Here is a 13725-nt window from a genome sequence, read left to right as displayed (position 1 = left end):
AGTGAAACGCAAGAATGACCGTGGCTTTCCCGACCGGACAGCCATCGTCGCCTTCATCAAGGCAAACCACGGAAAGGTTGGGACCCGCGAAATTGCGCGCGAGTTCGGCCTGAAGAACGCCGATCGCGCCGAGCTCAGGCGCATGCTGCGCGAACTCGCCGACGACGGCATCATCAAGAAGAAGCGGCACAAGGTCTCCGAGCCGGACACGCTTCCGCCGACGCTGCTCGCCGACATCACCGGGCGCGACAGCGACGGCGAATTGATCGCCTCACCGGCCGAATGGGACGAGGTCGAAAGCGGCGAGCCGCCCAAAATCCTGATCGAGATGCCGCGCCGGCCCAAGCCTGGCACCGCCGCCGGTGTCGGCGATCGCGCGCTGCTGCGCGTCGAACGCACCGACGAGGACGAAGGCCCCGCCTATCGCGGCCGCATCATCAAGCTCATCGACAAGGCCAAGAGCCGCATCCTCGGCGTGTTCCGCGAGCTGCCCGAAGGCGGCGGACGGCTCGTCCCCGTCGACAAGAAGTTCGCTGATCGCGAATTGAACATCGCGAAGGCCGATACACAAGGCGCGCGGGACGGCGACCTCGTCAGCGTCGACATCGTCCGTTCGCGCGGCTTTGGCCTCGCCTCCGGCCGCGTCAAGGAGAGGCTCGGCTCGGTCAAGTCGGAGAAGGCGATCAGCCTGATCGCAATCTACGCCCACGACATCCCCTTGCAATTCTCGCCCGCGGCCGAGCGCGAGGCGGAAGCGGCCGAGCCGGCGAACCTGAAAGGGCGCGAGGATTGGCGCGACGTGCCGCTCGTCACCATCGATCCGCCGGATGCGAAGGATCACGACGACGCGGTGCATGCGCAGGCCGACGATGATCCCAACAACAAGGGCGGCTTCATCGTCAACGTCGCCATCGCAGACGTGAGCTTCTATGTGCGGCCGGGCACCTCGCTCGACCGCGACGCGCTCGATCGCGGCAACTCGGTCTATTTCCCCGACCGCGTCGTGCCGATGCTGCCGGAGCGCATCTCCAACAATCTCTGCTCGCTGGTGCCGGGCGAGCCACGCGGCGCGCTCGCGGTGCGCATGGTGATCGGACCTGACGGCCGCAAGCGCTCGCACAGCTTCCACCGCATCTTGATGCGCTCGGCGGCGAAGCTGCATTATGCGCAGGCACAGGCTGCGACCGACGGTCGGCCGGATGACACCACCGGCCCGCTGCTCGATCCGATCCTGAGGCCGCTCTACGCCGCCTATGCTTGCGTCAAGCGCGCCCGCGACGAGCGCGATCCGCTCAATCTCGATCTGCCCGAGCGCAAGATCCTGTTGAAGAGCGACGGCACGGTCGACCGCGTCGTCGTGCCCGAACGTCTCGATGCGCACAAGCTGATCGAGGAGTTCATGATCCTCGCCAACGTCGCCGCGGCCGAGATGCTGGAGAAGAAATCGCTGCCGCTGATCTATCGCGTGCACGATGAGCCGACGCTGGAGAAGGTCCACGCGCTCAGCGAGTTTCTGCAAACGCTCGACGTTCCCTTCGCGAAATCAGGCGCGTTGCGCCCCACCCTGTTCAACCGCGTGCTGGCCCAGCTCGAAGGTCACGACTATTACCCGCTGGTGAGCGAGGTCGTGCTGCGCACCCAGGCGCAGGCGGAATATTCCGCGGAGAATTACGGCCATTTCGGCCTGAACCTGCGCCGCTATGCGCATTTCACCTCGCCGATCCGCCGCTATGCTGACCTCATCGTGCACCGCGCACTGGTCCGCGCGCTCGGCCTCGGCGAAGGCGCCCTGCCCGACAGCGAAACGCCGGAATCGCTCGGCGAGGTCGCCGCGCATATCTCGCTGACCGAACGGCGCGCGATGAAGGCGGAGCGCGAGACCGTCGATCGCCTGATCGCGCATCACCTCGCCGACCGCATCGGCGCCAGCTTCCAGGGACGCGTCTCCGGCGTCACCCGCGCCGGTCTTTTCGTCAAGCTGAGCGAGACCGGCGCCGATGGATTGATCCCGATCCGATCCCTCGGCGCGGAATATTTCAACTATGACGAGAGCCGCCACGCCCTCGTCGGCACGCGCAGCGGCACCATGCATCAGCTGGGTGACGTCGTCGACGTCCGTCTGATAGAAGCAGCTCCTATCGCAGGCGCGCTACGCTTCGAGCTGCTGTCGTCAGAACGCGAGACCAGTCCCCGCGAGCGCCGGCCGTTCCGTCCGCAGCGCAAATTGTCCAAGGCGCATCCGGGGCGCAGTCCGGAGAGAAAACGCAAGCCGGAAAAGCAAAAATCTGCCAAGGGCAGGAAGGTCAAGGGAAAGAGCAAGGGCAAAGGCAAGGGACAGAAGGGCAAGGCATGGTGACGATGAGCACGGCCCCAAAGATCTGGACGCGCGAGACCGGCCTCGTCGAGAAGCGCGACGTGTGGGCTGCGATGAAGCGCGGCTTTCGCGGTCGCTGCCCGCGCTGCGGCGAGGGAAAGCTGTTCCGCGCCTTCCTGAAGACGGCGGACAATTGCGCCAAATGCGGCCTCGACTTCACCCCGCATCGTGCCGACGATCTGCCCGCCTATCTCGTCATCGTCATCGTCGGTCACATCGTGGTGCCGGCCATCCTCTGGATCGAGACCAACTACACCACGCCGATCTGGCTCAGTTTCGTGGCCTATCTGCCCTTCACCTTCGTCGCCTCGCTCGCGTTGTTGCAGCCCGTGAAGGGAGCTGTGGTCGGCTTGCAATGGGCTTTGCGCATGCACGGGTTTGACGAGAACCCTCCCGATGGTATTCCGCCTGTGTAAGCAAGAAGCAAAAAACGGTTTGGGTGAGGATATGACGGATATTGCGCAGGCAGTGGAGAAGGCCAGGGTTCACGATGAGAAGGAAGCCGACCACCATCCCTATTTTCGCCCGAGGGATGCGGCGACGCTGATCCTGGTCGATCGCAGCGGGCCCATTCCGAAAGTGCTGGTCGGCAAGCGCCACGACAAGGTGGTGTTCATGCCCGGAAAGTTCGTCTTCCCCGGCGGCCGCGTCGACAAGGCCGATTATCGCGTGCCCTGCGCCGCCCCTATCACCACGGAGTTAGAGGCCAATCTCGCCAAGGGCAGCCCGAAGACGCCGGCCTCGCGCGCGAAGTCGCTCGCCATTGCTGCGATCCGCGAAGCCTGCGAGGAGACCGGTCTCTGCCTCGGCCGCCAAGTGGAGGGCAAGGTGCCCAAGCTCGAGGGCCCCTGGAAACCGTTCGCCGATGCCGGCCTGCTGCCCGATCCCTCCGGCCTGTTCCTGATCGCCCGCGCCATCACCCCGCCCGGCCGCGTCAAGCGCTTCGACACCCGCTTCTTCACGGCGGATGCCTCCGCGATCACCCACCGCGTCGACGGCGTGATCCATGCCGATGCCGAGCTGGTCGAGTTGGTCTGGGTCGAACTCGGCTCAAAACCGCTCGCAGATCTGCATCCGATGACGCGCAATGTGCTCAACGAGCTCGACACGCGCCTTGCCACCGGCCCGCTCTGCCACGATGCGCCGGTGCCGTTCTTCCATTTCTACGGCGGCAAGATGCAGAAGGATGTTTTGAGCTGATCGGCGCTCCCCTCTCCGTCATTCCGGGGCGCGGCTCTCTCCACTGGTCATTCCGGGGCGCGCAGCGCGAACCCGGAATCCATTCATCCACCGTGTCTGCGGCTCGATGGATTCTCAGATGCGCGATTGCGCATCATAGCTCGCGCCAAGAGGCTCGCCCCGGCATGACGTGCTGAGAGAGCTGCAAAAAACAAAAAATTCTTCCCGTCCCCGCCAATGGCGGAGTTCCGCCGCGTGCCTATGTCTTTCCCCAGCGTCACCAAGAAGGACACCGGGCGATGGCACAACGGCAACTCAAGCTTGGCGCGTTCATGCGCCCGATCAGCATCCACACCGGCGCCTGGCGCTATCCCGGCGCCTGGCCCGATGCCAATTTCAACTTCGCCCACATCAAGCAGCTGATTAGGAAGCTCGAGGCCGGCAAGTTCGACGCCTTCTTCATGGCCGATCACCTCGCCGTCTTGAACATGCCGATCAATGCACTCAAGCGCAGCCACACCGTGACCTCGTTCGAGCCGTTCACGCTGCTGTCGGCGCTGTCGGCCGTCACCGAACGCATCGGCCTGATCGCCACCGGCTCGACCACGTTCGACGAGCCCTATCACGTCGCGCGGCGCTTCGCCTCGCTCGATCATCTCAGCGGCGGCCGCGCCGGCTGGAACATCGTCACCACATCTAATCCGGACGCGGCGCTGAATTTCGGCCTCGACGATCACATGGAGCACGCCGAGCGCTACAGGCGCGCCCGCGAGTTCTACGACGTCGTCACCGGCCTCTGGGACTCCTTCGCCGACGATGCGTTCGTGCGCGACGTCGAGAGCGGCCTGTTCTTCGATCCCGCGAAGATGCACACGCTCGATCATTCCGGCAAATATCTGAGAGTGCGCGGCCCGCTCAACATCGCCCGCCCGGTGCAGGGCTGGCCGGTGATCGTGCAGGCCGGCGCGTCCGAAGACGGCAAGCAGCTCGCCGCCGAGACCGCGGAAGCCGTGTTCACCGGCGGCGGCAGCCTCGCCGATGGCCAGAAGCTTTATGCAGACATCAAGGGCCGCATGGAGAAGGTCAGCCGCGACCCCGAGCATCTAAAGATCCTGCCCGGCGCCTTCGTCGTGGTCGGCGACAGCGTCGATGAAGCCAAGGAGAAGCGCGCGCTGCTCGACAGCCGCGTGCACTACGACAGCGCCATCGCCTCGCTGTCCGTCATTCTAGGCACCGATGCCTCGGGCTTCGATCCGGACGCCCCTCTCCCCGACATCCCCGAGACCAATGCCAGCAAGAGCGGCCGCCAGCGCATGGTCGATCTCGCCGCCCGCGAAAAGCTCACCGTGCGCCAGCTCGCCCAGCGCGTCGGCGGCTATGGCGGGCTGTCCTTCGTTGGCACCGCCAAGACCATCGCCGACCAGATGGAGGAATGGCTCGTCGGGCGCGGCTCGGACGGCTTCAACATCATGTTCCCGTTCCTGCCCGCCGGCCTCGACGATTTCGTCGACAAGGTCGTGCCGGAGCTGCAGCGCCGCGGGATTTTCCGCAAAGAGTATGAAGGGCCCACTTTGAGGGAGAATCTGGGCCTGCCGCGGCCGAAAAATCGGTTCTTCGAGGCCTGATCGGGCCGATTTGGCCGCTTTTTGCCCCCTAAAACCTTGACATCAGGCGGTTTCTGGCTAGGTTGCCGGCCAACGCGGGCCGTTTGGCCGGCTCCAGATTCCCTTTATTCCTGAGGTTCTGAACATGGCCAAAGCGGTCACCATCAAGGTCAAGCTCGTGTCCTCGGCTGACACCGGCTTCTACTACGTCGCCAAGAAGAATTCGCGCACCATGACCGACAAGCTGGTCAAGAAGAAGTACGACCCGGTCGCGCGCAAGCACGTCGAATTCCGCGAAGCCAAGATCAAGTAAGATCGCGGGACACTGAACGACTTTGACGGGGCCCTTCGCGGCCCCGTTTTTATTTGCGGCCGTTTTTATTTGCGGTCGATGGTCGTAGCCTCCACGTCCATGAGCGCAGCCCTGGACGAGGAACATGTCGGTGGCTACTCGGTCGCTTATGGCCGCGACGATGTCTATTTCCCGGTTTACGTCACGGCGGCGCTGGCCGCGATCTTCTGCACCGCCGCGTTTCTCACCGGCGAGTTCTACTGGCTTGCGCTCGCGGCGCTCGCGGCCGGGTTTACCTACTACAATATTCCACTGCTCGAGACCGGCCGGCCCACGATCGGCGCGAACCAGTACGGCATCTTCGTCCAGGCCTTCGGCCTGATCCGCTGGCGCGCCATCGAGCGCATCGACCTTGTCGAGATCGCCGAGCGCGCCATGACGGTGCATGAACTCCAGATCGTGCTGAACGCGCCGCTCACCAGCGCGCTCGTGGCCGACTGGCGCAAGCAGCCGTCCTGGCGCTGGCTGATGCGGCTACCCTGGCGGATGAGCCACACCAACATGGTGCGGATCAATGTCGAGCCGTTCGATCAGCCGCCGGACGTGATCCATCGCACCTTCCTGCGGATGTGGCGCTACTATCGAAGTTAGTAGCGCGCAATGAGCTTGGTCGAAGCGCTATCAGCCGGAGAGCTCTCTTCACCTCTCCCGAAGGGAGAGGTCGGATCGCATCGAAAGATGCGATCCGGGTGAGGGGTTACGGTCTCGCTGAGCGCTGCGACCCCTCACCCGGATTGCTTCGCAATCCGACCTCTCCCCATTGGGGAGAGGTGAACAGTCAGCGGCATGCCCGCCAGCCCTCACGTCCTCACCACGAGGTGTGCATAGGCCTCTGCCCTCATGCCGTAGGTCCACGCAACCGCTTCGCGCGGCGTGTGCAGATTGGCCGGCACCTGGAGGAAGAAATGCCTGCGCTTGCCGTCCGGCTCGGGCGCGGCGTTGACGACCTCCACGGCGGCCCAGGCGTCCGCGGCGAGCCAGTTGCGGCGCCACAGGATTCCGGTCTCGTCCTCGGCCACGCGGGTGGCGCCGCCGAGCGCGACGTAACGCTCCGCCGTCATGATCTCGATCATGCAGCGGCGGACCTGGACGTCGATCTGGTCGTCGATCGCAGCGAGCGTGATCCGGTCCTGGTGCTCGATGATCCAGCGTGGCACCTCCACCCCGCGCCAGGCCCAGATCGACCAACCGTCGGGATAACGCAGCGCCGGACCGCTGGCGTGATGCAGCCGGTCGCGCGCATCGCCGCATAACAGGTTCGGTCGCTCCGCGAGCCAGCAGGTGTGCTCGTGCGGCAGCAGCCAGCCCACGCCCGTCGCGAGTTGCATCAGGCCGCGCAGCGGCTCGGTCTCGGCGTGCAAACCGAGGACCTCGCGGAGATAGTCGTAAGCACCCAGCCACGACAGATCGTGCGGCCCCGCCGCGCAGCTCGAAAAGCTCCGCGGGGCGGTGAGCGCCTGCAGCACGCCAGCGAGCGACAGACCGGTTCGGCGCAGCTGGCCCAGCACGGACAGGTTCTGCTCCGGCACGTTCCGAATCACCGCCTCGGCCGCGGCAGTGACCAGCGCGTCCGCGGGATTGACTGCGCTGTCGACCGCGGCAAGCACCTTCCGGTGAATCCGCGCCTCGATTTTCGAAATGATTTGACGGCGAAGCCGATCGACGAGCTGAAAGCGGAGATTGCGGCCGTCATCGCGCGAAATGACAAGCCCGGCCAGCGCCTGCGGGCCGTCGCACCAGACGATGCGGGCCGGCGGCTCCAGTCCTGCAGCACGATAGGCAAGCCGCACGCCCTGCTCCGCGCTGTCGCGATCGGCAGGCGCGGTCGAGCGTCGGACGGCTCTCCACCGTGCACGGTAATCGCCCAACGCCGCCGTCTGCTCAATCGGCGAGGACGCGCGCATCTCGCGGCCCCAACTCACGCTGGCGGCGCACTCGATAGGTCCCGCGCGGCAGCGTCAGCGGCGCATGCTCCTGATGCGTCACCCGCGCATAGGCCGAGGCAATCTGGAGATGCCCGAGATAGAGCCCGGCCGGAATGTCGCGCGCCAGATCGTCGTCGCGAAACAGCGTCACGCGCTCGCGGATCGCATGACAATGTCCGGTGGCCTCGCCCTCCAGCAGGACCAGCGGCACACCTTCGGCGGTCTCCGTGAGCGCTCCCGATGGCGCGACATCGGACACCCGCTCGATCAGCAGGTCACCTTGCGCAAAGATCTCGGTCATCATGTCTTCTCCCTGCCGACGCATCCGCTGGATGTGCGGATGGCCGGATTGGTTCAACATTGCCGTCGGCGATCTAGTGCACGACCTCGCCATGCAGTGCGAGATCGAGACCGTCGCGCTCCATATCCTCCGATACCCGCAAGCCGACGAAGAGCTTGACCACGTAGAGGATGATCAGGCTGACGACGGCATCGTAGACAAAGACCGTGGCGACGCCGATGCACTGGTTGACGAACTGGATCGGGTTTCCCTCCAGCGCACCCGCAGTGCCGCCATGTTGCTCGACGGCGAAAACGCCGGTGAGCAATGCGCCGACGATGCCGCCGACGGCGTGGACGCCGAAGCAATCGAGCGCATCGTCATAGCTGAACATGGCCTTCAGCCCGGTGCATCCCCAGTAGCAGAGGGCGCCGGCCGCGATCCCGATCACGAAGGCCCCTACCGGGCTGACGAAACCGGACGCCGGCGTGATGGCGACGAGGCCCGCGACCGCCCCCGAGCAGATGCCGACCACCGTCGGCTTGCCCTTGAGCGACCACTCCACCAGCATCCAGGTGAAGCCGGCGACCGCAGTTGCGATCTGCGTCACCAGCATCGCCATGCCGGCCTGCATGCCCGCCGTCACCGCGGAGCCGGCGTTGAAGCCGAACCAGCCGACCCAGAGCAGCGAGGCGCCGATGAAGGTCAGCACCATGTTATGGGCCGGTCCCGTCTCCTTGCGCTTGCCGAGCATGATGGCGCACATCAGGCCGGCCACGCCGGCATTGATATGCACCACGGTCCCGCCGGCGAAATCGAGCACCTTGACCCAGGCGGCGTCGTTGCCGGAGGCGAAGATGCCGTCAGGGCCCCATACCCAATGCGCGATCGGCGCATAGACGAAGATCGCCCACAGGCCGATGAACCAGAGCATCGCGGAGAACTTCATCCGCTCGGCGAACGCGCCGGCAATCAGCGCCGGCGTGATGATCGCAAAGGTCATCTGGAAGCAGATGTAGACGCTCTCGGGGATCGTCGCTGCGAGCGGATTGGGATTACCGATCCCGCCCTTGCCGATGTCGCTGAGGATATCCTTCAGAAACATGCGGTCCAGCCCGCCGATGAACGGCGTGCCGGCGCGGAAGGCCAGGCTATAGGTCAGGATCGCGAACAGGATGGTGACGAGGCACGTCACCGCAAAACTCGTCATCACGGTGTCGCCCACGTTCTTCTTGCGCACCATGCCGCCATAGAACAGCCCGAGACCCGGGACCGTCATCATCAGCACCAGCGCAACGGAGGTGAGCATCCAGGCGGTGTCGCCAGGATTGGGCGTGCACTCCTCGAGGATCTTGCCGCCGCAAGCGGGCGGGGCCGCATCCTCGGCCAGCGCGACCTCGCCGAGGGCGAGGTAGAGAAGCGCAATTCCCAACAGCGCGACCAACAACGTCACGAGCCTTTGGCGCGTGGATGTTCTTGACTCCATCATCGTCCTCCCAAGTCGCAAGAGATGTTTTCTGGGCATTGTTCGAGTGGAACCGCGGAAACGATCGTTCGCGCCGGCGTGACGACGCCAGCGCGATCAGCTCGGGTTTTTGGGACACAATGATCGCGGCTCGGCGCGATGAGGTCGTCGAGCCTCGATGACTGGAGACTGGCGGCGACCAGCCTCATGGCTTATCGGCCTTTCCCTTGTCGCCAGATCGGAAAGCGTCAGAGACGTTCCAATTCCTGATCAAAGGACCTGCAAGATTCGCACCATCGATGCGATTCATTCAAGCTACTGAATGCGCAGCGATTCCAGTTTGCTGCTTTGCGGCAATCGCGCGATGCGCTGCTTCGCGCAGCAGCGCATCGCCTAACAAATAAGCAATCGCTGACGATGCCTATACGGTTCGCAGCACGGGTGGCGCCGTCGGCTTTATCGCAAACGCGATCTGAACGATGCCGGCGGCGAGCCCACCGCGACGCCGATCCGCCAAGCCATGTTGTAGGAGCCGGGCGCGCCATAGATCAGCCCGCCGCCATAGGCGCCGACGAAGCTACCGACCTGGTGGCTCATGAAGGCGAGCCCGTGAATCATCGCCTGCCATTGCAGGCCGAACATCTCTGCGACAGCGCCCGCAACCAGCGGCCCGACGCCGAGCCAGAGGAACCCCATCAGCGCGCCGAACACCAGCGTCGAGGCTCTGGCTAGGTTGCCGGCCAACGCGGGCCGTTTGGCCGGCTCCAGATTCCCTTTATTCCTGAGGTTCTGAACATGGCCAAAGCGGTCACCATCAAGGTCAAGCTCGTGTCCTCGGCTGACACCGGCTTCTACTACGTCGCCAAGAAGAATTCGCGCACCATGACCGACAAGCTGGTCAAGAAGAAGTACGATCCGGTCGCGCGCAAGCACGTCGAATTCCGCGAAGCCAAGATCAAGTAAGATCGGCGCAGCGTTGAAGAGTTTTGCGGGGCCCTTTCGGGCCCCGTTTTTATTTTGCCCGCTCGCCCCTCTCGTATCCCAGCCGCCATGCCGATGGCGCGAGCCTGGTTCGTCGCAGAGGTTCACTCCAGCTCTATTCCAAGAAGTAGACGCTCGTAACCAACACGGCGATCAGTACGGCACAACCAAGCAATGCAACGGTAAAGCAGATACGTGCTGGGATTGAATACGCGTCAAAGTGCGGCTGTTCGATCATGCCACGCCTCCTCTCACCATCTGGCGGGAGCGCGATCATTAATCTCGGCAGCCTAGCCCTGTGGAACTTCGGTTAAAAGTCAACTGTACTGACGCATTGGTCAGGGTGGCAGATCCCCGTTATTCGGGAAGACCTGAGGCGCGCATTGCTTCGATCAGTGGCGTTGCGAGCAGCGGCACGCAGCCGATGGCGGAGCACTGACCATTGCTGCTGAAATTGGGCTGAAGTTGCATCACGCGCTCGGCGGCTGCGTTCGCATCTTCCATTCGTCCGAGTTTGGCAAGCGACGCTGCCAGAAACATGTGCGAGACGCTGAAACCTGGTTTGCTGCGAATGGCCCGTTGCGCTGCCGCCGCAGCATCTTCATAGCGTCCGCGAAGAAAATGACCCATGCAAATGCCATGCAGCGCTGCGGTAATCCACGGATCGAATGGACTAAGGCGGATACCCCGCTCGCCCCATTCGATGGCACGCTCGGCTTGCCCTCCCCAGCCCAAAATCAACGCGCCCCAGGAATAGGCCCACGCCGCCGACGGGGAGATTGCCAGGGCGGCCTCGAAGGTTTCCAGAGCCAAGATACGGTTATGCTCGACGAGACCGATAGCGATTGCGGCGTAAACGAGTGCCGGGGCATCGTCGGGGCCAAGCGCCACTGCAGTATGCGCGTGCCTTATCGCGGCCGTACGATTGCTTTCACGCCTTCCCGCTCGGAGATATAGTATTTCATTGCAAAAGGCCGTCTGGCCGTGCGCGAGCGCGTAGTTCGGCTCGAGTAGAAGTGCGCGCTCGAGGAGTGGCACCGCCTGCGACGCGCCCTCCGGCATCCCGGTGTCCACCAGCGGCGTCGCACGTAGCAGGAGGTCGTAGGCATCGAGATTGTCAGGCCGTTTGCGCTTCGCCCGTTCAATTTCGGCCTGACGCACGCTGGGCTCGATCGCGGCGACGGTGCTCACGGTAATTTCGTCCTGCAAGGCAAAGATGTCGTCGACGGCGCGGTCGTAGCGATCTGCCCAGATATGGGCCCTGGTCTCCGCGTCAATCAGCTGCGCTGTGATCCGTACGCGGTCGGCCGCCCGTCGCACGCTGCCTTCCAACACATAGCGAACCCCCAGTTCGCGTCCAACCTGCCTGATGTCAACGGACCGCCCCTTATAGGTAAAGGTCGAATTGCGGGCGATCACGAACAGCCATTTGAAGCGGGACAGCGCAGTGATGATGTCCTCCACCATGCCATCGGCGAAGTACTCTTGTTCCGGGTCGCCGGACATATTTTGAAAAGGTAGAACCGCAATTGAAGGTTTGTCGGGTAATGACAGCAGTCGATTGCTCTCCGCAGTCGCTGCCTTCGCATTGGCAGGTTTGACTTCATATAGTCGAACCGCCTGATCGATGTTCTTCAGCGATCGTTCCCCGAGATCATCGAACTCGAATGTCGTTTTTCCCCTGACTTGTTCGAACGCACTTCCCGACAAGCACACGCCGCCCGGCGCGCACTCGTTCTCAACGCGTGCGGCCACATTCACGCCATCACCAAAGATGTCGTTTTCGTCGCTGATAATGTCGCCGATGTTGATGCCGATGCGAAAGGCAATCTGTCCTTCCCGGCCGGCCATCTTCTCTTGAACGGCCATGGCGCAAGTCACCGCGTCGACAGCGCTGGCGAATTCGACCAGGAGGCCATCGCCGGTCGTCTTGACGATCCTGCCCTTGTGCTCCGCAATGGCTGGATCGACGATTTCGCGGCGGATGACCTTAAGAGCTTCGAGCGTGCCGACCTCATCGGCGCCCATTAACCGCGAATAACCGGCAACGTCCGCTGCCAGCACCGCCGCTAACCGTCTCTCAACGCGCGCCATAGCCACCGCCACCCTGCCAGTTTGGAATTAATATAGCAGGATGAACATCTTCCGTCCCAGCCGGACGAAGGGCTGGGGTCTGGACGCCGCGCCAGGTCGCTTCGGGGGCACGAGCGGCTATTCGCGGCCAAACGGCGAGACGCTTGCTTGGCGCTTACGAACGCCCCTCGCTACGCCGCCTTCAACACCGGCGGCTGCGACGGCCGGATCAGCGCGAACGCCACCTGCACGATGCCGCCGGCGAGGCCCAGTGCCACGCCGATGCGCCAGGCCATGGTGTAGGAGCCGAGCGCGTCGTAGAGCAGCCCTCCACCGTAGGCGCCGAGGAAACTGCCGATCTGGTGGCTCATGAAGGCGAGGCCCTGGATCATCGCCTGCCAGCGCAGGCCGAACATCTCGGCGACCGCGCCCGCGACCAGCGGGCCCACGCCCATCCACAAAAAGCCCATGATCGCGCCGAACAGCAGCGTCGAGAACGACGTCGCCGGCAGCATGAAATACCAGGCGAGCGCGAGCGAGCGCAGGATGTAGATCGCACCCAGCAACGCCAGCTTGTTCCAGCGCTGCCCGGCCCAGCCGAAGAACAGCGAGCCCAGCACGTTGAAGCCACCGATCATGCCGAGCGTCTGCGCGCTCAGCATCGGGTCGAGGCCGCAGATCGCCAGATACGACGGCAGATGCGTGGTGAGGAACACCAGCTGCATGCCGCAGACGAGATAGGCGCAGGTCATCACCACGAAGGAGGCATTGCCGAACGCGGTCCGCGCCGCGATCGCGGCGGTGGCATCATCGATTTCGTCGGCGGCTGGCTTGGAAAGCGGGATCTGGTCGACGCGCCCGGCATACCAGGCGGCGGGGATCATCAGCACCGACATGATGACGAAGCCGGCAAGGCCAATGCGCCAGCCAAAGCCCTCGTTGAGCATCTGCCCGATCGGCGCCGACAACAGCGCGCCGAGCGAGCCCGCGCCGGAGACGATGCCGAGCACGGTGGAACGCACCGTCTCAGGCACCGCGCGCGCCGCCACCGACATCGCGATCGCAGCGGCCGTGCAGGCCAGCGAGGTGCCGATCAGAACGCCGGCGCCGATCATGATGCTGACAAGCCCGTTGGCGGTCGCCATCAGCGCGAGGCCGACGATGTACATCAGCGCGCCCACGATCATGATGGGACGAAAGCCGTAGCGCTCGGTCATGGCGCCGGCGAGCGGCTGCAGAAAGCCCCAGGCGAGGTTCTGGACGGCCAGCGCCAGTGTGAAATCCGACACCGAGATGTGGATGTCATGCGTCAGCGGCTGCAGGAAGATGCCGAGCGACTGCCGCAGCCCCATGCTCAGCGTCAGCATGATCGAGGCGCCGATCAGGATGGGCAATGTCGGACGCAGAACCTGCAACAGGGGCATTTTTCTTCTCCCTTTTGGGCACGGCGCGAAAGCCGACGTCTGCTTTTGCCGTTGATTTTGGGTACACA

Annotated in this window: 13 protein-coding genes and 1 pseudogene; 7 read left to right on the top strand and 7 right to left on the bottom strand. The window is 64.0% G+C overall.

Going from position 1 to position 13725, the window contains the following annotated elements:
* Position 1 precedes the first annotated feature (1 nt).
* The 6 genes from rnr (at position 2) to AAE027_RS13860 (ending at position 6100) form a co-directional block, all read left to right on the top strand.
* Positions 2-2356, top strand: a complete 2355-nt coding sequence (rnr, locus tag AAE027_RS13885; protein WP_370985854.1) for a ribonuclease R — start codon at positions 2-4, stop codon at positions 2354-2356.
* Positions 2350-2790: a DUF983 domain-containing protein gene (locus AAE027_RS13880; RefSeq protein ID WP_370985853.1), complete on the top strand. Its 441-nt coding sequence runs from the start codon at positions 2350-2352 to the stop codon at positions 2788-2790. The genes rnr and AAE027_RS13880 overlap by 7 nt, the downstream gene beginning before the upstream one ends.
* A 31-nt stretch (positions 2791-2821) precedes the next feature.
* Positions 2822-3574: an NUDIX hydrolase gene (locus tag AAE027_RS13875; protein ID WP_370985851.1), complete on the top strand. Its 753-nt coding sequence runs from the start codon at positions 2822-2824 to the stop codon at positions 3572-3574.
* 278 nt (positions 3575-3852) lie between these two features.
* Positions 3853-5178 (top strand): LLM class flavin-dependent oxidoreductase, encoded by a 1326-nt coding sequence (locus AAE027_RS13870; RefSeq protein WP_370985850.1) that lies wholly within the window; start codon positions 3853-3855, stop codon positions 5176-5178.
* 124 nt (positions 5179-5302) lie between these two features.
* Complete coding sequence (gene rpmG / locus AAE027_RS13865; protein WP_007603295.1) at positions 5303-5470, top strand: 50S ribosomal protein L33; 168 nt, start codon at positions 5303-5305, stop codon at positions 5468-5470.
* 99 nt (positions 5471-5569) lie between these two features.
* Positions 5570-6100, top strand: a complete 531-nt coding sequence (locus tag AAE027_RS13860) for a hypothetical protein (RefSeq protein ID WP_370985848.1) — start codon at positions 5570-5572, stop codon at positions 6098-6100.
* Positions 6101-6309: 209 nt separating this feature from the next.
* Here AAE027_RS13860 and AAE027_RS13855 read toward each other — a convergent pair whose 3' ends face one another.
* The 4 genes and pseudogenes from AAE027_RS13855 to AAE027_RS13840 form a co-directional block, all read right to left on the bottom strand.
* The gene (locus AAE027_RS13855; protein WP_370985847.1) at positions 6310-7413 is read right to left on the bottom strand and encodes a DUF6745 domain-containing protein; all 1104 of its coding nucleotides are present in this window, start codon (positions 7411-7413) and stop codon (positions 6310-6312) included.
* Positions 7391-7738 (bottom strand): hypothetical protein, encoded by a 348-nt coding sequence (locus AAE027_RS13850; protein ID WP_370985845.1) that lies wholly within the window; start codon positions 7736-7738, stop codon positions 7391-7393. The genes AAE027_RS13855 and AAE027_RS13850 overlap by 23 nt, the downstream gene beginning before the upstream one ends.
* A gap of 70 nt (positions 7739-7808) precedes the next feature.
* On the bottom strand, positions 7809-9203 hold the full coding sequence (locus tag AAE027_RS13845; protein ID WP_370985844.1) for an ammonium transporter: 1395 nt from the start codon (positions 9201-9203) through the stop codon (positions 7809-7811).
* A gap of 397 nt (positions 9204-9600) precedes the next feature.
* Positions 9601-9899: pseudogene (locus AAE027_RS13840) on the bottom strand (MFS transporter); the annotation flags it as partial.
* 75 nt (positions 9900-9974) lie between these two features.
* Here AAE027_RS13840 and rpmG (AAE027_RS13835) point away from each other — a divergent pair.
* Entirely contained in the window at positions 9975-10142 is a 168-nt protein-coding gene (rpmG, locus tag AAE027_RS13835) for a 50S ribosomal protein L33 (protein WP_007603295.1), read from the top strand.
* A gap of 133 nt (positions 10143-10275) precedes the next feature.
* Here the strand turns inward: rpmG (AAE027_RS13835) and AAE027_RS13830 are convergent, their stop codons facing one another.
* From AAE027_RS13830 to AAE027_RS13820, 3 genes are all read right to left on the bottom strand, one after another.
* Positions 10276-10398 carry a hypothetical protein gene (locus tag AAE027_RS13830; protein WP_276339337.1) on the bottom strand — a complete coding sequence of 41 codons (123 nt, stop codon included), beginning with the start codon at positions 10396-10398 and terminating at the stop codon, positions 10276-10278.
* A gap of 119 nt (positions 10399-10517) precedes the next feature.
* Complete coding sequence (locus tag AAE027_RS13825) at positions 10518-12254, bottom strand: adenylate/guanylate cyclase domain-containing protein (protein WP_370985841.1); 1737 nt, start codon at positions 12252-12254, stop codon at positions 10518-10520.
* Between the two features lie 170 nt (positions 12255-12424).
* Entirely contained in the window at positions 12425-13657 is a 1233-nt protein-coding gene (locus AAE027_RS13820; RefSeq protein ID WP_370985840.1) for an MFS transporter, read from the bottom strand.
* Between the last annotated feature and the right edge of the window lie 68 nt (positions 13658-13725).

The organism is Bradyrhizobium sp. DN3, assembly GCF_041357655.1.
Lineage (GTDB): Bacteria > Pseudomonadota > Alphaproteobacteria > Rhizobiales > Xanthobacteraceae > Bradyrhizobium.
This window is presented reverse-complemented; position numbering and strand designations above follow the sequence as displayed.